Genomic DNA, 18,130 nt, shown 5'->3' with positions numbered 1-18,130 from the left:
TACAACCGCCGCGCGCACGACCCTGATCCCAGCCGCACCCCTTGCCCCGGCCACCCCCCACACCCCGCTGATCTTCGCCTCGTTGCGGGAGGTCACGCTCACGGAATCGCAAGGAGACGAAGATCGTCCGGAAAGGGGGGCGGTGGTGCGCGCGAGGGTGGCGGTCACGGGGCGGTCCAGGTGTCGCGCGGCAGGCCCCAGCCGCGCTCGGCGACGACGTTGCGCTGCACCTCGTTGGAGCCGCCGTAGATCGTGTCGGAGCGGGTGAACAGGAACAGGTTCTGCAGCGCGTCGAGCTCGCCGTCGACGAGCAGCGCGTCCGGCCCCTTGACCTTCATGGCGAGCTCGCCGAGCCGCTGGTGCCACGGGGCCCAGAGCAGCTTGTTGACGTTGGCCTCGACGCCCGTGCTGGCGGCGGCGTCGCTCGACAAGGTCCGCAGCGCCTGGTGCTTGAGGACCTGCAGGCCTGCCCAGGCCTCGACCAGCTCGTCGGCGTGACGGTCGAAAGACGCGTTCGCGCGGGCCAGCGCGAGGACCTCGTCGTACTCCCTGGTGAAGCCGACCTGCTGGCCGAGGGTGGAGACGCCGCGCTCGAAGGCGAGCAGCCCCATCGCGACCCGCCAGCCGTCACCGGGCGCGCCGACGAGGTTGTCGGCGGCGGTGAGGGCGCCGTCGAAGAAGACCTCGTTGAACTCGCTGGTGCCGGTCAGCTGGACGATCGGGCGGACGTCGATGCCCGGCTGGTCCATCGGGACGAGCAGGAACGACAGGCCCTTGTGGCGGCTGGAGCCCTCCTCGGTGCGGGCGAGGACGAAGCACCACTGGGCGAGGTGGGCGAGCGAGGTCCAGACCTTCTGACCGGTGACGTGCCAGCCGTCGTCGTGGAGCTCGGCGCGGGTGCGGACGCCGGCGAGGTCGGAGCCGGCGCCGGGCTCGGAGTAGCCCTGGCACCACAGCTCGGTGCCGGCGAGGATGCCGGGCAGGAAGCGGTCCTTCTGCTCCTGCGTGCCGAAGGCGATGATCGTCGGGCCGGCGAGCTGCTCGCCCATGTGGCCGATGCGGGCGGGTCCGCCGGCCTTGGCGTACTCCTCGTGGAAGACGACCTGCTCGTCGATGGAGCAGCCGCGGCCCCCGGCCTCGACGGGCCAGGCGAGACCGATCCAGCCGCCCCGGCCGAGCTCCTGCTCCCAGGCGGTGCGCAGCTCGACGTGCTCGTGCTCGCGGCCGGGGCCGCCAGTGCCGACGAGCGGGGCGAACTCACCGACGAGGTGCTCGGCGAGCCAGCCGCGGACCTCGTCGCGGAAGTCCGTCATCCCGAGCCGTAGACGGGAGCGGGCGCAGGCGCCTGGGCGAGCAGCTTCTCGACCGCGGGCCCGACCTCCTCGACCGGCCACCGGTCGCCGCGGTCCTCGCGCGGCCCGTGCTGCCAGCCGTCGGCGACGGAGATGACACCGGCCTCGACCTCGAAGACGCGTCCGGTGGTGGTGCACTCCGCGCTGGCCAGCCAGACGACGAGCGGGCTCACGTTTGCCGGGTCCATCGGGTCGAAGCCGGACTCCGGCTTGGCCATCGTCTGGGCGAAGACGACCTCGGTCATGGGGGTTCGGGCGGCGGGTGCGATCGCGTTGAGGACGACGCCGAAGCGGCCCATCTCCGCGGCCGCGACCTGGGTGAGGGCCACGACCCCGGCCTTCGCGGCGGCGTAGTTGCCCTGCCCCACGGAGCCGAGCAGTCCGGCGCCGCTGCTGGTGTTGACGACGCGGGCCGCCCTCGGTGCGCCCGCCTTGGACTGCTCGCGCCAGTAGGCCGCGGCGTGGCGCAGCGGCACGAAGTGGCCCTTGAGGTCGACCTTGAGCACGAGGTCCCACTCGTCCTCGCTCATGTTGGTGAGCATCCGGTCGCGGACGAGCCCGGCGTTGTTGACCAGCGCGTCGAGAGCGCCGAAGGACTCGACGGCGGTGCGCACGAGCTGCTCGCCGTAGCCCCAGTCGCTCACGTCGCCGCGACTGACGACGGCCTCGCCACCGGCCTCGCGCACCAGTGCGGCGGTCTCGTCGGCGGCGTCGCCGACGTCGTTGACCACGACCCGCGCACCGTCAGCGGCGAAGGCGAGAGCGTGTGCGCGGCCGATGCCCTGGCCGGCACCGGTGACGATGACGACGCGTCCGTCGGAGAGGCCCATGAGCGCAACCTAGCAAGCGCTTGGTCGTCGCGGTAGTGCCCGCCGCTGCCTTGCGTCCTGCGCGCGATCGCGCTGGCGCAACGCCGCCCGCAGGACGCAAGGCTTCTGGGTGGTCAGGCCGGGGTGGGGCGGGCGTCGGCGAGCAGGGTCGCCTCCTCCTCGGGGGAGAGCTCGACGGCCAGCGGCGGCTCGCCGCGGTCGCGGTCCCAGGCCAGCGTCGCGCGGGCCGTCTCGAGCAGCGGCGTCGCGGTGAGGCCGACGGCGCGTGCCGCAGCCGAAGAACGGCGGAACATCACGTCCCACGTCTGGTCCGCCAGCACCAGCGGGAACCCCGGCCGGTGCTCGACCTCGACCACCTCGACCGAGGTCCCTGCAGCCTCGGCGCAGGTCTCGATCAGCGACCCGAGGGTCACCGGGTCCGCGGGCCCGACGGCGTTGAAGGTGCCCGCCAGCCCCGAGCGCACGAGGGAGGCGACCAGCCGTCCCAGGTCGCCGGCGTCGACGACCTGCACCGGCTGCTCGGCTCGGCCCGGCAGGGCGACCCGCCCACCGCGCGCTGCGCGTCGTACCCACCAGGTGAAGCGGTCGGTCGGGTCGTGGGGGCCCGCGACGACGCCTGGCCGCACGACGGTCGCCCGGGACCCCCACAGCGCGGCCAGGTCGTCCTCGCACGCGACCTTCAGCGGACCGTAGGCCTCGGACTCGTAGTCCTCGGTATCGCGCCGGGGCGCGAGCCGCGGTGAGGACTCGTCCATCCCGGAGCGGCCCTGCAGCCGGTCGTAGACCGAGCCGGTGCTGACGAGCAGGCACCGGGCGACGCGCTCGAGGAGGGCCTCGGCCGCCTGCTGCACGTGGCGCGGGACGTAGCCGCTCACGTCGACGACGCAGTCCCACTCGCCGGTCCTCAGCGCGGCGTAGTCGCCCGTGGAGCGGTCCCCGACGCGCCGCTCGACGTCGGGGAAGAGCCCGGTGCCGGTGCGACCACGGCCGAACAGCGTGACCTCGTCACCGCCCGCGCGCAGCTCCTCGACGATCGCGCGACCGACGAACGACGTCCCTCCGAGCACCAGCACCCTCATCGACCGACCCTAGCCGTGGGAGGGTCCGGGAATAACCGCCCAGGGTCACCTCCGTTGCACTCACCGTGACGTCATTGACCCTGACGCGCCCGACCGCCCGCGCGCTGACGCGCGAGCCCCTCGGACGCCGCCTCGCCTTCCGCCTCGCCTTCCCGGCCTTCGCCGTCGGACTGGTCGCAGCCCTCGCGCTCTACGCCGCACCTGCCGTCGCGCTGCTGCTCTGGGTGGTCTGACAGGCTGGTCGGCGTGACCAGGAGCTGGCCCGCCGCGGCGGGCGTCGTCGCGGGTCTTGGCCTCGACGCGCTGCTCGCCGACCCGCGCCGGGCCCATCCCGTCGCGGTCTTCGGGACCGTCGCCGGACGCGTCGAGCAGGTGGTCCACCGCGACTCGCGCGCCGTCGGGGCCGGCTACGCCGGAGCGCTCGTCGCCGGCACCGCAGCTCTCGGACTGCTGGCCGAGCGTGCGGTCGGGAGGACCCCCGCGGGCCGGGTCGCGCTCACCGCTGCAGCCACGTGGGCCGTGGTCGGAGGTACGACGCTCCGCCGCGAGGCCCGCGTCCTCGAAGGCCACCTGCGGGCCGGTGACCTCACCGCGGCGCGGGAGCGGCTGCCGCACCTGTGCGGCCGTGACCCCTCGGGGCTGGACGAGGCGGGCCTCGCGCGGGCCGTCGTCGAGTCGGTCGCCGAGAACACCTCCGACGCCGTGGTCGGCCCGCTCCTGTGGGGAGCCGTCGGCGGCGTGCCGGGCCTGCTGGCCTACCGCGCGGTCAACACCCTCGACGCGATGGTCGGCCACCGGTCGCCGCGCCACGAGCGCTTCGGGTGGGCGGCCGCGCGCACGGACGACGTGGCCAACCTGCTGCCGGCCCGGCTGACGGCGGGCCTTGCCGTCGTACTCGCCCCGCTCGTCGGGGGCCGGCCGCGCGCCGCGGTCGCGGCGTGGCGCCGAGACGGCCACAAGCACCCCAGCCCCAACGCCGGCCCGGTCGAGGCCGCCTTCGCCGGGGCGCTCGGCCGCACCCTCGGGGGGCGGCTCGCCTACGCGGGCCGGGTCGAGGACCGGCCGCTGCTCGGCAACGGCCCGGCCCCCGGAGTCGACGACATCGCCCGTGCGACCCGCCTGTCCGGCGCGGTCTGCCTGGCCACCGGTGCCCTCGCCGTGGCGGCGGCGGCGGTGCGCAGGTGAAGGGCGCGCTGCTCGTCGCGGGCACCACCTCCGACGCCGGCAAGTCGGTGCTGACCGCCGGGCTGTGCCGGTGGCTCGCGCGGCAGGGCGTCACGGTCGCGCCGTTCAAGGCGCAGAACATGAGCCTCAACTCCCACGTCACCCTCGACGGGGCGGAGATCGGCCGGGCCCAGGCGATGCAGGCGGCCGCCGCCGGGATCGAGCCCGAGGCCGCGATGAACCCGGTGCTGCTCAAGCCCGGGTCCGACCGCACGTCGCAGGTCGTGCTGCTCGGCAAGCCCTACGCCGACGTGTCGGCGCTCACCTACCGCGACCACAAGGCCGCGCTGCTCGAGGTCGCGCTCGCCTGCCTCGCCGACCTGCGCGCCCGCTTCGACGTGGTCGTCTGCGAGGGCGCAGGCAGCCCGGCTGAGATCAACCTGCGGGCCACCGACATCGCCAACATGGGCCTTGCCCGTGCGGCCGACCTGCCGGTCCTCGTCGTCGGCGACATCAACCCCGGCGGGGTCTTCGCGGGGCTGTTCGGGACGGTCGCGCTGCTCAGCCCCGAGGACCAGGCGCTGGTCGTCGGCTTCGTGATCAACAAGTTCCGCGGCGACGTCGAGCTGCTCCGCCCCGGACTCGCGATGCTCGAGCGGCTCACCGGCCGACCGACCCTCGGGGTGCTGCCGTGGACGGAGGGCCTCGAGCTCGACGTCGAGGACTCCCTCGGCCTGTCCGCCCCCATCACGCCGCTGCCGGCGCTCGGCCGCGACGTCCTGCGGGTCTCCGTCATCCGGCTGCCGCGGCTGTCCAACTGGACCGACGTCGACGCGCTGCGCAGCGAGCCCGGCGTGCTGGTCCGCTTCGCGACGACGCCCGAGGAGCTCGCCGACGCCGACCTCGTGGTCCTGCCCGGCACCCGCCAGACCGTCGCCGACCTGCGCTGGTTGCGCGACCGCGGGCTCGCGGACGCGCTCGCCCGCCGGGTCGCCGAGGGACGCCCGGTGCTGGGCGTCTGCGGCGGCTACCAGATGCTCGGCACCACGATCGCCGACGACGTCGAGTCGCGCGCGGGGTCGGTCGACGGCCTCGGGCTGCTGCCGGTGACGACGGCCTTCGGGGCCGAGAAGGTGCTGGCCCGCCCGACCGGTTCGTGGCGCGGGCTGCCGGTCACCACGGCCTACGAGATCCACCACGGCGTCGTCACCCCGCACGGCGGCGAGGACTTCCCGGGCGGCTGCCGCGACGGCGTCGTCACCGGCACGGTCTGGCACGGCGCGCTGGAGAGCGACGGCCTGCGACGGCTGCTGCTCCAGGAGGTCGCAGCGGCCGCGGGCCGCGACTGGATTGCGGGGGAGCGGTCCTTCGTCGATGTCCGCCAGGCCCGGCTCGACGCCCTCGGTGACCTGGTGGCCGACCACCTCGACACCGACGCGGTCGTGCGGCTGATCGAGCAGGGCGCGCCGGCTGGGCTGCCGTTCGTGCCCCCCGGCGCCCCCTGACGCGGTCGCTCCAGCACGCCCCGCCCCGTGCCGCTCCTGACCGCCCCGGACCCCCTGGCCGGTTGATCTTCGCCTCCTTGCGACTCTCCGAGCGTGAGACATCGCAACAAGGCGAAGATCACCGCGGGATGTGGGGGTCAGGCGGCGCCGGCCATCGACTCCTTGAGAGCCGCGGCGGCGTCCTCCTTAGAGACCTTGATCCGGGAGAAGACCAGGCCCGCGGCGAGCAAGAAGCCGGCGGCGACGACGAAGCCGACGCCCCAGCCCTGCACCAGCGCGTCCTGCACGCGACCGAGCACTGCGAGGGTGTCAGGCGTGGGCGGACCGGACTGCAGCGCGGTGCGGACCTGCTCCTGCTTGGCCTCGAAGCCGTCGAGGACCGCGCCGCTGCGACCGGTGCTGACCGCGGCGAGCAGGGCGAGGCCGAGCGCACCACCGACCTGCTGGCCGGCGTTGAGCAGCGCTGAGGCGATGCCCGCGTCCTCGTGGGGGACGCCCGCGATGGCGGCGGCGGTGAGCGCCACGAAGGTCATGCCCATGCCCATCGCGACGAGGACCAGGGACGGCAGGATCACCGTGACGTAGCTGCTGTCGGGCTCGAGGCGCAGGCCGAGCAGCAGCATGCCGAGCGTCGCGAGCGACATGCCGGCCATGAGCAGCGGGCGGGCGCCGGTGCGGGCGAGGGTCTTCGCGGCGAAGGCCGCGCTGCCGCCGATGAGGAAGGTCATCGGCAGGAAGGCGAGGCCGGAGCGGATCGCGCTGTAGCCGTTGATCTGCTGCATCCACAGCACCACGAAGAAGAACAGCGCGAAGATGCCGGTGCCGACGAGCAGCGCACCGACGTCGGCCGCGAGGATGTTGCGGTTCTTGAACAGCCGGAACGGCACCAGCGGTGTCGGGGTGCGCAGCTGCCAGACCACGAAGGCGACCAGGAGTACGACGGCCGCGGCGAAGGTGAGCGCGCTCGTCGTACCCGTGGTCGTCGGGTCGTTGACCTTCACCAGGCCGTAGACCAGCGCGATGAGGCCGGTCGTCGCGAGGACCGCACCGGGGACGTCGAAGCCCTGGGCGGTCTCGTCCTTGCTCTCCGGCACGAAGCGCAGCGCCCCGACGGTCGCCAGGACCGCGATCGGGATGTTGACGAGCAGCACCCAGCGCCAGTTGAGGTAGTCGGTGAGCAGACCGCCGAGGATGAGGCCGAGGGCCGCGCCGCCGGCGGTGATGGCGGAGAAGACGCCGAGCGCCTTGTTGCGCTCCGGGCCCTCCTCGAAGGTCACGGTGAGCAGCGACAACGCGGCGGGCGACATGAGCGCGCCGCCGAGGCCCTGCAGCAGGCGCGCGGCGATGAGCATGCCGGGGTTGGCGGCCGCGCCACCGAGGGCCGAGGCGACGGCGAACAGCACGGCGCCGGCGATGAAGACCCGCCTGCGGCCGAGCCGGTCGGCCAGCTTGCCGCCCAGCAGCAGGAAGCCGCCGAAGGTCAGGGTGTAGCCGGTGACGACCCACGACAGGTCGGCCTGGGAGGTGAAGTCGAGCGCGCGGTAGATGTCGTCGAGCGCGACGTTCACAATGGTCGCGTCGAGCACGACCATGAGCTGGCTGATGGCGATCACGACCAGCGCGAGGCCCTTGTGGGTGGTGCCGTCTGCGCGGCGCACCTCACTGGTGACGGACATGGTGGACCTCTCTCGAAACGATTGGCTCAACGAGCGTAGACTGTTGACCGTTCTACGGTCAACGCGTGTAGAGTGAGTTTCATGACAGCGGAGGCCGTCCCTCGCGAGGAGCGCCGTCGCCGCACCGAGGCCGCGATCGTCGACGCCGCCCAGGCGCTGTTCGCCGAACTCGGCTACGAGCGGACGACGATCCGTGGGGTCGCCTCCCGGGCGGGGGTCGACCCGGCGCTCGTCATGCACTACTTCGGCAACAAGGAGGGGCTGTTCACGTCCTCGGCCCAGTGGCTGCACGAGCACGAGACCATCTCCACCGCGGTCTCCGACACTCTGCCCGCGGCGGCGCTGGCCGACCTGTTCGCGAAGTTCGAGGACTCGCCCGACAAGGGCTCTGCGGTGGCGCTGATGCGCGCGTGCCTGACGCACCCCTCGGCCGCCGCCGTCATGCGCGACGAGGTCATGTGCGAGCGCTCCGACGCGGTGGCGCGGGTGATCGGCGGTGACGAGGCCGAACTGCGGGCCGGCCTGGTCGGGGCCTGCATGATCGGGCTCGGGATGGCGCGCTACCTGCTCGAGCTGCCCGCCGTCGCCGGCGCGTCGCGCGAGGACATCACCCGGCTGCTGGAGCCGGCGCTGCGGGCGCTCGTCGAGCCGCCGGCCTAGCGGTCAGGGCCGGTCGCGGAAGACCCGGTCCGACAGCGCCTGCACGTCGCGGTCGAGGTCGTCGAGCCGCCGGTCCACCCCGTCGAAGCGGGTGTCCACCGCCGCGAAGCGGGCGTCCATCTCGCCCCGGAAGCCCGAGATCTCGCTGCGCAGCCCGGCGAAGAGCCCACGGAACTCGCTTCGCAGTGACGAGAACGCCACCGACCACGAGACCAGCAGTCCGCTGACGAGGACACCGAGGATGCCCAGCAGCACCCACGTCTGGGCGGTCGTCGTCATGCGAGCAGTCTGCGGGCGTCGGACCCCGGCCGCAAGGACCCGCGGCGCACCTGTGGACACTGGCTCCCCGTGACCTTGCTGCTCCTGTCCACCGCCGACACCGACCTGCTCGCCGCCCGCGCCGTGCCCGACCCCGCGTTGCCGCTGCGCCTGGCCAACCCGACCCGCCTCGACGCCCCGGTCGACTTCGAGGGCGTCTCGCTCGTCGTCGTCCGACTGCTCGGCGGGCGGCGTGCCTGGGACGGCCTCGACGACCTGCTCGCCCGCGCGACCGTCCCGGTGGTCCTGCTCGGCGGCGAGGGCGTCGACGCCGAGCTCACCGCGCTGTCGACCGTCCCGGCGGGCGTGGTCGCCGACGCCGCCGCCTACCTGCGCGAGGGGGGTACGACGAACCTCCGCGAGCTGGTCGCCTTCCTGTCCGACACGCTGCTGCTGACCGGCCACGGCTTCGAGCCGCCCACTCCGCTGCCCGCCTTCGGGGTCCACGGCGAGCGGGCCCGCGACGAGAGCCGGCCGACGGTCGGGGTCGTCTTCTACCGGGCCCACGAGCTGTCGGGCAACACCGGCTTCGTCGACGTGCTCTGCGACGCGCTCGAGGACAAGGGCGCCAACGCGCTGCCGGTCTACGTCGCGTCGCTGCGCCCCGACGCCGACGGCACGATCCCGGCCGTCACCGAGCTCTTCGCCGGTCGGGTCGACGCGCTCGTCGTGACGGTGCTCGCCGGTGGCGGCTCCAACCAGAGCGACGCGGAGACCTGGGACGCGCGCGCGCTGCAGGCTCTCGACGTACCCGTCCTGCAGGGCCTGTGCGTGACCTCCTCGCGCGCCGAGTGGGCCGACTCCGACGCGGGCCTCGCGCCTATCGACGCCGCGATGCAGGTCGCGATCCCGGAGTTCGACGGGCGACTGATCACCGTGCCGTTCTCCTTCAAGGAGACCGGCGCGGACGGCATCCCGGTCTACGTCGCCGACGCCGAGCGGGCCGCCCGCGTCGCGGGCATCGCGGTCAACCACGCGCGGCTGCGCTACGTGCCCAACGGCGAGAAGAAGCTCGCGCTGGTGCTGTCGAGCTACCCCACGAAGCACTCGCGGGTCGGCAACGCGGTCGGGCTCGACACCCCGGCGTCGGCGGTCGTGCTGCTGCGGGCGCTCCGTGAGGCGGGCTACGACGTCGGGGACTTCCCGGAGGACGGCGACGAGCTGGTCCACACCCTCATCGCCGCCGGCGGCCACGACGTCGAGTGGCTGACCGAGGAGCAGCTGTCGGCGGCCGTCGCACGGGTGCCGCTGTCGTCGTACGAGCAGTGGTTCTCCGAGCTGCCCGACGTGCTGCGCGCGAAGATGCTCGAGCACTGGGGGGCGCCGCCCGGCTCGCTCTACGTCGACGGCGACGACATCGTGCTGGCGGCGCTGCAGTACGGCAACGTCGTGCTCGCGATACAGCCGCCGCGCGGCTTCGGCGAGAACCCGATCGCGATCTACCACGACCCCGACCTGCCGCCGTCGCACCACTACCTCGCGGCCTACCGCTGGCTGGCGACCGACTTCGGCGCGCACGCGGTCATCCACGTCGGCAAGCACGGGACGCTCGAGTGGCTGCCCGGTCGCGGTCTCGGGCTCGGTGCCGACGACGCACCCGACGCGGTGCTCGGCGACCTGCCTCTGTTCTACCCCTTCATCGTCAACGACCCGGGCGAGGGCACGCAGGCCAAGCGCCGCGGGCACGCGACCGTCGTCGACCACCTCGTCCCGCCGATGGCCAGGGCGGAGTCGTACGACGAGATGGCGCGGCTCGAGCACCTGCTCGACGAGTACGCCACGGTGCAGGCGCTCGACCCGGCGAAGGTCCCGGTGCTGCAGGCGCAGATCTGGGAGCTCGTGACGGCCGCGCAGCTGCACCACGACCTGCACGTGGACGAGGCCCAGCCGGGCGAGGACGTCTTCGACGACGTCGTGCTGCACCTCGACGGCTACCTCTGCGAGGTCAAGGACGTCCTCATCCGCGACGGACTGCACGTCTTCGGTCAGGCGCCGGTCGACGAGGCCTTGGTCAACCTGGTGCTCGGGGTCCTGCGGGCGCAGCAGTCCTGGGGCGGGGTCACGGGCGCGGTGCCCGGTCTGCGCCGGGTGCTCGGCGAGGCCTACGGCGAGGCCGAGGACGACCGGGTCGGCTCCGACCGGCTCGAGGGGCTGGCGCGGCAGCTGGTCGAGGGCGTGGCCGCCCGCGGCTGGACCGATGCCGCAGCCGTGTGCGCCTCGGTCCTGGACCGTGACGTGCCTGGTGCCGTCGCATCGCTCGAGTTCGCCTGCACCGAGGTGGTGCCGCGGCTGCGGCGCACCACCGACGAGGTCGACAACCTGCTGCACGGGCTGTGCGGCGGCTTCGTCCCTGCCGGTCCTTCCGGCTCGCCCACCCGTGGTCTCGTCGGCGTGCTGCCGACCGGGCGCAACTTCTACTCCGTCGACCCGAAGGCCATCCCGTCGCGCAACGCCTGGGACACCGGGCGGGCGCTGGCCGACTCGCTGCTGTCGCGCTACCTCGCCGACCACGGCGACTACCCCGACTCCGTCGGCCTCGTCGTGTGGGGGACCTCGGCGATGCGCACCGCCGGTGACGACATCGCGGAAGCCCTGTGGTTGCTGGGCGTCCGGCCGGTCTGGGACCAGGCGTCGCGTCGGGTCACCGGGCTCGAGGTCGTGCCCCGTGAGGAGCTCGGCCGGCCGCGCGTCGACGTCACCCTGCGGATCAGCGGCTTCTTCCGCGACGCCTTCCCCCACGTCGTGTCGCTGCTCGACGACGCGGTCCGCCTCGTCGCCGACCTCGACGAGGACGACAACCTCGTCCGTCGCCACGTGATGACCGACATCGCCGCGGGCGTCGACGAGCGCCGGGCCACCGCCCGGATCTTCGGCTCGAAGCCCGGGGCCTACGGCGCCGGCCTGCTGCCGCTCATCGACAGCCGCGACTGGAAGACCGACGCCGACCTCGCCGAGGTCTACGCCGTCTGGGGCGGCTACGCCTACGGCCGGGGTCTCGACGGCGCGGCGGCGCGCACCGACATGGAGCGGGTCTACCGGCGGGTGCGCGTCGCGGCGAAGAACCAGGACACCCGCGAGCACGACATCGTCGACAGCGACGACTACTTCCAGTACCACGGCGGGATGGTCGCGGCGGTCCGCGCACTGACGGGGGAGAGCCCCGCGGCGTACGTCGGTGACTCTGCCGTGCCCGACGCGGTCCGCACCCGCACCCTGCAGGAGGAGACGCACCGCGTCTTCCGGGCCCGCGTCGTCAACCCGCGGTGGATCGCCGCGATGCAGCGGCACGGCTACAAGGGCGCCTTCGAGATGGCCGCGACGGTCGACTACCTCTTCGGCTACGACGCCACCGCCGGCGTCGTGGACGACTGGATGTACGAGAAGCTCGTCACGTCCTACGTCACGGACCCGGTCAACAAGGCCTTCATGCAGAAGAGCAACCCGTGGGCGCTGCGCGGCATCGCCGAGCGGCTGCTCGAGGCGGCCGACCGCGGGCTGTGGGCGGAGCCGACCGGCGAGGCGGTCGAGGCGCTGAAGGCGGTCTACCTGGAGACCGAGGGAGACCTCGAGGAATAGGCCGTCCCCGCCGTGGGGCCGCCGGACAGATCATCAGCACCTGCAGGCCTTGTGCCCCCACCAGTGCGGGTCCAGTGCTGTCCGAAAAAGTCGTCCACACCCTTTGCGCTGGGCCAGATCCGGGCTACCATTAGCACAGAGTTGCGAACGGCTCGATCGGGGGTGGTCACGGTGGTGCAGGCGACGGCGGGGGTCCCGGCTGACGTGCGCGTGACCGATGCCCGGGTTGCGGTCCAGGCAGCGATCGAGCCGTCTGCTGACGGGCTGGTCGCGGCGGCGGATGTGCACGAGCTGCTCGCGATGCAGGCCGAGATCGCCGCCGCGGTCGCGGCCCGGTTGCAGGTCGTGGACGCGACCCAGACCTGGCAGCAGACCGGGTCGAAGGCGCAGTGGGCCTGGCTCACCCGGCACTCCGCGACGGAGACGTCCGCGCCGATGAGCCCGTCGGAGGCGCGCCGGTGGGCGAAGCTCGCCCGCGGCCTGCGGGAGCGGCCGGCGGTGGAGCGGCTGCTGCGGTCGGCGCGGATCAGCGCCGCCCACGCCACGGTGCTGCTCACGCAGCTGGACCTGCTCGACAAGCGCATCATCGGGACGGCCCTCAACAGCCCGGAGTGGCTGGTGGAGCAGGAGCAGGCGTTCTGCGACCTCGCGGAGCTCACCGACCCGCTCGTGCTGCAACGCGAGCTCGGCAAGCGGCTGCGGGCTCTGGCTCCGGAGCCGGCAGCGGAGGAGGACCGGGACAAGGTCACCGAGCGCAAAGCCTCCCTGACCGAAGGGTTCGCGGGGATGTGGAACCTCATCGGGACGCTCGACCCGCACAGCGGGCAGGTGCTGAAGGCCGCGTTGAGTGCGTGGCGGCGCAACGACCAGACTGCCGGGGACACCCGCAGCCCCGCGCAGCGTGACGTCGACGCGCTCGTCGGGATCGCCACGTTCTGGATGGCCCGGACCGAGACCGTCACCCGAGGCCGCGGGGTGCAGCTCGTCGTGACCGTCCCCGAAGCCCGGCTCGCGGCCCATCAGAGCCAACGCGACCTCTACGGGGTCCCGGTGACCTGCCCGGACACCGGGGCACGCTTGCCGGACCCGTTCACCGAGCCGCTGTTCACCCGCGACGGGCAGCTTCTGCCCCACACCGACACCACCGGTCCTGATGCGTTGCCGCCGGAGTTGCTCGGCGACCCGGTCCCACCGGCGACCTACCCTGACGGGACCGCGGTGGCGGAGTCCACGTTGGAGATGCTGCTGTGCAACGCGACCCTGACCCGGGTCGTGCTCGACCAGGACTCAGCGGTGCTCGACGTCGGCAGGGGCAGTCGCGTCTTCACCCACCCGCAGTGGCTCGCGAGCATGACCCAGTGGGACTGGAAGTGCGCGACCGACGGCTGCCAAGCCCCAGCTGACCGCCTCGAGCTCCACCACGCCCTGTGGTGGCGCAACGGCGGCACCACCGACCTGATCAACTGCGCCCCGCTCTGCACCGGCACCAGCAGCTGCCACACCCGCGTCCACGACGGCGCGACCCTGCGACTACGAGACGGCCGGCTCCTCGACCAGCACGGCTTCCGAACCGCCGAACCCCGCGAGCAGGTCTGGCCACCGCCCCTGCCCGCCCGGCCACCACGGGAGTCCCGCACCGCAGCAGCTGCGAGCCACCGCCTCCACACCATCCTCCGCCCCGCAGCCTGACCCGCCGGCCCAGGACTCGGTCAGGTGTCCACGTCCTGGCGCGGAGCACCCACCGAGACCCACGTGCTGGGCGTCACCGGCCACCGTGATCAAGGTCTACGGCCCCTGGCCGTCAGCCTGGCTGAGCGACTGTTACGGCTCCAGCATGTGGGCCAGTGCTGTGACCGTGTTCCAGTTCCGGAAGGTCGTGACAGGCGCAGGCGGCGTGCGGCCGAGGGCTGGCATGAGCTTGCTGGCGGCAGCGCCATGAGGACACCAGAGGAACAGCTCCCGGGAACGGCAGGCAAGAGCCTCGGGAGGGACCGGAGCCGGCACGCGTGCCGGGTCGTGCGGCCGCGAGCAGAAGACGACGAAGTGACGACGGGGGTCCGTGGCCACGTCCCGTAGGGGGTTCTCGGCGACCACCGCCTTCACGGCGTCCGCCTCCCGGACGACGACGCCCACGTCGAGCCCGAACCCTGAGCCGAGAACCTGGCGAACTCGTGCCGCCACCTCCTCCTCTGTCCCCTGCGAGGTGAGCGCAACGTTGCCGCTCTGGAGATGGCTGCTGACGTCGTCGAAGGCGTCGCGGACGAGGGCGGTGCGCAGCGCAGCCATGTCGATGCGGTTGTTCGGCCCGGCGTTCACGCCCCGCAAGAGAACGGCGAAGCGCACCGTTACCTCTCCCGTCCGAACGACCACATGGCCGCATCGTTGCAGGCGTGCGTGCTGCAGCGTGGCGCCCATGCCACACCCCTGTCGCACATTCTGAGCGCGAGCTCGTCGCTGCTGGTGACGATTCCGCGGCAGGTGCCGCCGGCACCGGACCAGCGGATGTGCTGAGCTCGCGGCGCGGGCACGCAACCCGTCGTACTCCCGTGGTGTTCTTGGCTGCGTGGACCTCGGCGCGTTCTTCCTGGTGAGCTTGGCCGTGATCGTGGTGCCGGGGGTCGACATGGCGCTCGTTACGCGCCAGGTGCTGCTGCACGGGCGAAGGGCCGGTGTCGTCACGGTCGCGGGGCTGGTCAACGGTGGGCTGCTCCACACTGCCTTCGCCGTGCTGGGGCTGTCGGCGCTGCTCGCGGCGTCGGCGACCGCGTTCACGGTGCTGCGCTACGTCGGTGCCGGCTACCTGCTGTACCTCGGTGCGTCGTCGTTGCTCGCCGCCCGACGCGCCCGCGACGAGCCCGACGTAGCCCCGGCACCGGTGAGCCTCGAGCGGGCCTACCGGACCGCGCTGCTCACCAACCTCACCAACCCGAAGGTGGCGGTGTTCTTCCTGACGTTCCTGCCGCAGTTCGTCGACCCGGACCGCCCGGTCGGCCCGCAGACGGCGGTGCTGTCGGTGGCGTTCATGGCGATGGCCACGGCGTGGCTGCTCGGCTACGTCGCGCTGCTCGGCAGGGTGCGCCACGTCCTGCAGCGGCCATCCGTGCGGCGCCGCATCGAGCAGGTCTCCGGCGTGGTGCTGGTCGGCATGGGGCTGCGGCTGGCCACGGAGCACTAGCGGCCGGCACTACAGGCGTACGTCGACCTCGTGGCTGTCGGTGCCGCTCTCGAGGTAGGCGCGGATCGCTGCGGCCGTCGCCTCGTCGCGGACCCGTCGGGCGTGGACGCTCGTGACGGCGGCCTCGAGGCCGGGCCAGCGGGCGAGCAGCGGGTCGGTGCGCAGGTCGGTCATGCCCGGGACAACGAGCCTCCGGGCAGCGCGACGTCACCCGACCGGGTGAGCGTCAGGGCAGGTAGAGGACGCGTACCGGGGCATCGGGGTCGAACTGCGAGGCGTGGCGCTCCAGCGCGGCCAGCTGCGCGTGGGCCTGCGGGCACGGGAAGCCCCAGCGGCGCTCGACCTGCTGGGACGCCCGCATCAATGCCGCGCGGCTGAGGTCGACGAACTCTGCGACCGGATAGCAGGCGTCATGGACGAGCAGCGAGCGCACGGCCGACGAGGGCGTGTGGCACTGCTCGTCGCTGCCGTCCGGCCACCTGACGGCGAACCCGGACCCGTCGTCGCCCACTCGCTCAGGCTGACGAGCCGGGGTGTCCGTGAGGTGCCGGTCACATCACCGTCTCGTGTCGTGCCGTCTCGGTGGCGTTGCGCCTTGCCGCCCTGCCCGGTGAGGGAGCCGGGCGATAGGGTCGGGGGAGCCGACGACGGCACGGAGGAAGCCGGTGCGAGTCCGGCGCGGTCCCGCCACTGTGATCCCCCTCGATCCGGGGAAGCCAGACACTCCCGCCGTCGACCCGACCACCCGGGGCGCGGACCCCCAGGAAGGCACCACTGCGTGAGCGCGCCTCTCTACCCCTTCTCCGCCGTCGTCGGGCTCGACGACCTGCGGCTGGCCCTCGTCGTCAACGCCGTCTCCCCGGCCGTCGGTGGCGTGCTGGTCCGAGGCGAGAAGGGCACCGCGAAGTCGACCGTGGTGCGCGCCCTCGCCGCGCTGCTCCCACCGGTCGAGGTCGTCGCGGGCTGCCGCTTCTCCTGCGGCCCGGCCGACCCCGACCCCACCTGCCCCGACGGCCCGCACGTCGACGTCGAAGCGGCCACGCGTCCGGCCAGGCTGGTCGAGCTGCCCGTGGGTGCCTCCGAGGACCGCCTGGTCGGCTCGCTCGACCTGGAGCGGGCGCTGACGAGCGGCGTCACGGCCTACGAGCCGGGCCTGCTCGCCGCGGCGCACCGCGGGGTGCTCTACGTCGACGAGGTCAACCTGCTCCACGACCACCTCGTCGACCTGCTGCTCGACGCCGCTGCGCTGGGCACGTCCTACGTCGAGCGCGAGGGCGTCTCGGTCCGCCACGGCGCGCGCTTCCTGCTCGTCGGCACGATGAACCCGGAGGAGGGCGAGCTGCGTCCGCAGCTGCTCGACCGCTTCGGCCTGACCGTCGAGGTCTCGGCGACCCGCGACCCGGTCGAGCGCGCCGACGTCGTGCGCCGCCGGCTCGCCTTCGAGGCCGACCCGGCCGGCTTCGCCGCCGACTGGGAGGCCGACGACGCGGCGCTGGCCGAGCGGATCGCGGTGGCCCGCGACCACCTGCCCAAGGTCGTCCTGTCCGACCGCGCGCTGCGCGAGATCACCACCGTCTGCGCGGCCTTCGACGTCGACGGCCTGCGTGCCGACCTCGTCACCGCGAAGGCCGCGATCGCGCTCGCCGCCTGGGACGGCCGCGACGAAGTCACCACCGACGACGTGCGCACCGCGGCCCGCCTCGCCCTGCCGCACCGTCGCCGTCGTACGCCCTTCGAGGCCCCCGGTCTCGACGAGCAGCAGCTCGACGACGCCCTGTCCTCGGTCACCCCCGACGACACCGACCCGGATCCGGACCCCACGCCCCCTCCCACCCCACCGTCCGCAACGTCCGCCTACCCGGACGACGCCGCGGTGGGACCCGGGCAGACGTCCGACGAGGGTCCTGCGACGACGTCCGCCGACCCGGGAGCGGCCGCCTCGGACGCCGAGCAGACGTCGCGCGGCCAGGGGAGCGCGGGTGAGCGGACGGCGGAGGCGGACGAGGCCTACAAGGCGGTCGCGCTCACCGTCGACGGGGTCAACCGCCGCGGCGGCGCGGCGGGCCGTCGCTCGCGCACCGAGGGCGGCACCGGCCAGACCACAGGCGCCCGCCTGCCCCGCGGTCCCGTCCGCGGCGTCCACCTCACGGCGACCCTGCGCGCCGCGGCCCCCCACCAGCGGGCCCGCGGTCGTCAGGACCTGCTCGTCGTACGACGTGAGGACCTGCGCGAGTCGGTCCGCGAAGGGCGGGAGGGCAACCTCGTGCTCTTCGTCGTCGACGCGTCCGGCTCGATGGCCGCGCGGCAGCGGACCGGCGCGGTGAAGGGCGCGGTCCTGTCGCTGCTCACCGACGCCTACCAGCGGCGCGACAAGGTCGCCATGGTGACCTTCCGGGGGAGTGCCGCGGAGCTGGTCCTGCCGCCGACCGCGAGCGTCGAGGCCGCCGTCGCCCGGCTGCGCGTCCTGCCGACCGGTGGCCGCACCCCGCTGTCCGACGGGCTGCTGCGCGCCGCCGAGCTGCTGCGCGTCGAGGCCGTCCGCGACCCCGCGCGGCGGGCCCTCGTCGTCGTCGTCACCGACGGCCGGCACACCTCAGGCCCGTCGCCCGAGCTGGCTGCCGCGCACCTCGCCGCGACCGGCGCGACGGTCGTCGTCGTCGACTGCGAGAGCGGGCCGGTGCGGCTCGGGCTCGCCCAACGGCTCGGCGAGCAGGTCGGTCGCGCGATCCGGCTCGAGGAGCTCTCCGCCGAGTCGCTCACCCGCGTCGTGAAGGCGGCCTGACATGCCGTCGATC

16 protein-coding genes and 1 riboswitch are annotated in these 18,130 nt (G+C 73.5%); of the genes, 8 read left to right on the top strand and 8 right to left on the bottom strand.

Annotated elements, in window-relative coordinates; translation table 11 throughout:
* Window positions 1-164: 164 nt before the first annotated feature.
* The 3 genes from Q8R60_02640 to Q8R60_02630 all read right to left on the bottom strand — a co-directional run bounded on the left by Q8R60_02640 (window position 165) and on the right by Q8R60_02630 (window position 3,261).
* Window positions 165-1,313, bottom strand: coding sequence for an acyl-CoA dehydrogenase family protein (locus Q8R60_02640; GenBank protein MDP3711369.1), 1,149 nt, complete (start codon window positions 1,311-1,313; stop codon window positions 165-167).
* Window positions 1,310-2,182: an SDR family oxidoreductase gene (locus tag Q8R60_02635; GenBank protein ID MDP3711368.1), complete on the bottom strand. Its 873-nt coding sequence runs from the start codon at window positions 2,180-2,182 to the stop codon at window positions 1,310-1,312. The genes Q8R60_02640 and Q8R60_02635 overlap by 4 nt, the downstream gene beginning before the upstream one ends.
* Window positions 2,183-2,295: 113 nt before the next feature.
* A complete protein-coding gene (locus Q8R60_02630) occupies window positions 2,296-3,261 on the bottom strand; it encodes an NAD-dependent epimerase/dehydratase family protein (protein MDP3711367.1) in 966 nt (321 codons plus the stop codon).
* 74 nt (window positions 3,262-3,335) lie between these two features.
* Here Q8R60_02630 and Q8R60_02625 point away from each other — a divergent pair, with 74 nt between their 5' ends.
* The 3 genes from Q8R60_02625 to Q8R60_02615 are packed head-to-tail and all read left to right on the top strand — an operon-like array spanning window position 3,336 to window position 5,930.
* The gene (locus Q8R60_02625) at window positions 3,336-3,494 is read left to right on the top strand and encodes a hypothetical protein (GenBank protein ID MDP3711366.1); all 159 of its coding nucleotides are present in this window, start codon (window positions 3,336-3,338) and stop codon (window positions 3,492-3,494) included.
* Between the two features lie 13 nt (window positions 3,495-3,507).
* Window positions 3,508-4,446: a cobalamin biosynthesis protein gene (locus Q8R60_02620; GenBank protein MDP3711365.1), complete on the top strand. Its 939-nt coding sequence runs from the start codon at window positions 3,508-3,510 to the stop codon at window positions 4,444-4,446.
* Complete coding sequence (locus Q8R60_02615; protein ID MDP3711364.1) at window positions 4,443-5,930, top strand: cobyric acid synthase; 1,488 nt, start codon at window positions 4,443-4,445, stop codon at window positions 5,928-5,930. Before Q8R60_02620 ends, Q8R60_02615 begins: the two co-directional genes overlap by 4 nt.
* A gap of 137 nt (window positions 5,931-6,067) precedes the next feature.
* Here Q8R60_02615 and Q8R60_02610 read toward each other — a convergent pair whose 3' ends face one another.
* On the bottom strand, window positions 6,068-7,606 hold the full coding sequence (locus tag Q8R60_02610) for an MFS transporter (protein MDP3711363.1): 1,539 nt from the start codon (window positions 7,604-7,606) through the stop codon (window positions 6,068-6,070).
* A gap of 81 nt (window positions 7,607-7,687) precedes the next feature.
* On the opposite strand from Q8R60_02610, the gene Q8R60_02605 reads away from it, so the two are divergent.
* Complete coding sequence (locus tag Q8R60_02605; protein MDP3711362.1) at window positions 7,688-8,266, top strand: TetR family transcriptional regulator; 579 nt, start codon at window positions 7,688-7,690, stop codon at window positions 8,264-8,266.
* A gap of 3 nt (window positions 8,267-8,269) precedes the next feature.
* On the opposite strand, the gene Q8R60_02600 is transcribed toward Q8R60_02605, so the two are convergent.
* The gene (locus Q8R60_02600; GenBank protein MDP3711361.1) at window positions 8,270-8,545 is read right to left on the bottom strand and encodes a hypothetical protein; all 276 of its coding nucleotides are present in this window, start codon (window positions 8,543-8,545) and stop codon (window positions 8,270-8,272) included.
* 75 nt (window positions 8,546-8,620) lie between these two features.
* On the opposite strand from Q8R60_02600, the gene cobN reads away from it, so the two are divergent.
* Window positions 8,621-12,160, top strand: a complete 3,540-nt coding sequence (gene cobN / locus Q8R60_02595) for a cobaltochelatase subunit CobN (GenBank protein ID MDP3711360.1) — start codon at window positions 8,621-8,623, stop codon at window positions 12,158-12,160.
* 171 nt (window positions 12,161-12,331) lie between these two features.
* On the top strand, window positions 12,332-13,849 hold the full coding sequence (locus Q8R60_02590; protein ID MDP3711359.1) for a DUF222 domain-containing protein: 1,518 nt from the start codon (window positions 12,332-12,334) through the stop codon (window positions 13,847-13,849).
* Window positions 13,850-13,981: 132 nt separating this feature from the next.
* Here Q8R60_02590 and Q8R60_02585 read toward each other — a convergent pair whose 3' ends face one another.
* Window positions 13,982-14,575: a DUF1697 domain-containing protein gene (locus Q8R60_02585; protein MDP3711358.1), complete on the bottom strand. Its 594-nt coding sequence runs from the start codon at window positions 14,573-14,575 to the stop codon at window positions 13,982-13,984.
* A 148-nt stretch (window positions 14,576-14,723) separates the two neighbouring features.
* Between Q8R60_02585 and Q8R60_02580 the strand changes: the two genes are divergently transcribed.
* Window positions 14,724-15,335: a LysE family translocator gene (locus Q8R60_02580; GenBank protein ID MDP3711357.1), complete on the top strand. Its 612-nt coding sequence runs from the start codon at window positions 14,724-14,726 to the stop codon at window positions 15,333-15,335.
* Between the two features lie 9 nt (window positions 15,336-15,344).
* Here the strand turns inward: Q8R60_02580 and Q8R60_02575 are convergent, their stop codons facing one another.
* Together Q8R60_02575 and Q8R60_02570 are read right to left on the bottom strand one after the other, a co-directional pair.
* Complete coding sequence (locus tag Q8R60_02575) at window positions 15,345-15,509, bottom strand: hypothetical protein (GenBank protein MDP3711356.1); 165 nt, start codon at window positions 15,507-15,509, stop codon at window positions 15,345-15,347.
* A 52-nt stretch (window positions 15,510-15,561) separates the two neighbouring features.
* Window positions 15,562-15,846 carry an MSMEG_0570 family nitrogen starvation response protein gene (locus tag Q8R60_02570; protein MDP3711355.1) on the bottom strand — a complete coding sequence of 95 codons (285 nt, stop codon included), beginning with the start codon at window positions 15,844-15,846 and terminating at the stop codon, window positions 15,562-15,564.
* Between the two features lie 144 nt (window positions 15,847-15,990).
* A riboswitch (cobalamin riboswitch) is annotated at window positions 15,991-16,061 on the top strand.
* Between the two features lie 52 nt (window positions 16,062-16,113).
* On the opposite strand from Q8R60_02570, the gene Q8R60_02565 reads away from it, so the two are divergent.
* Entirely contained in the window at window positions 16,114-18,117 is a 2,004-nt protein-coding gene (locus tag Q8R60_02565; protein ID MDP3711354.1) for a putative cobaltochelatase, read from the top strand.
* The last annotated feature ends 13 nt before the right edge of the window (window positions 18,118-18,130 follow it).

This window comes from Mycobacteriales bacterium, from assembly GCA_030697205.1.
Classification (GTDB): Bacteria; Actinomycetota; Actinomycetes; order Mycobacteriales; family SCTD01; genus JAUYQP01.
The sequence above is the reverse complement of the archived record's forward strand: the minus strand, read 5'-3'. Positions and strand labels throughout refer to the sequence as shown.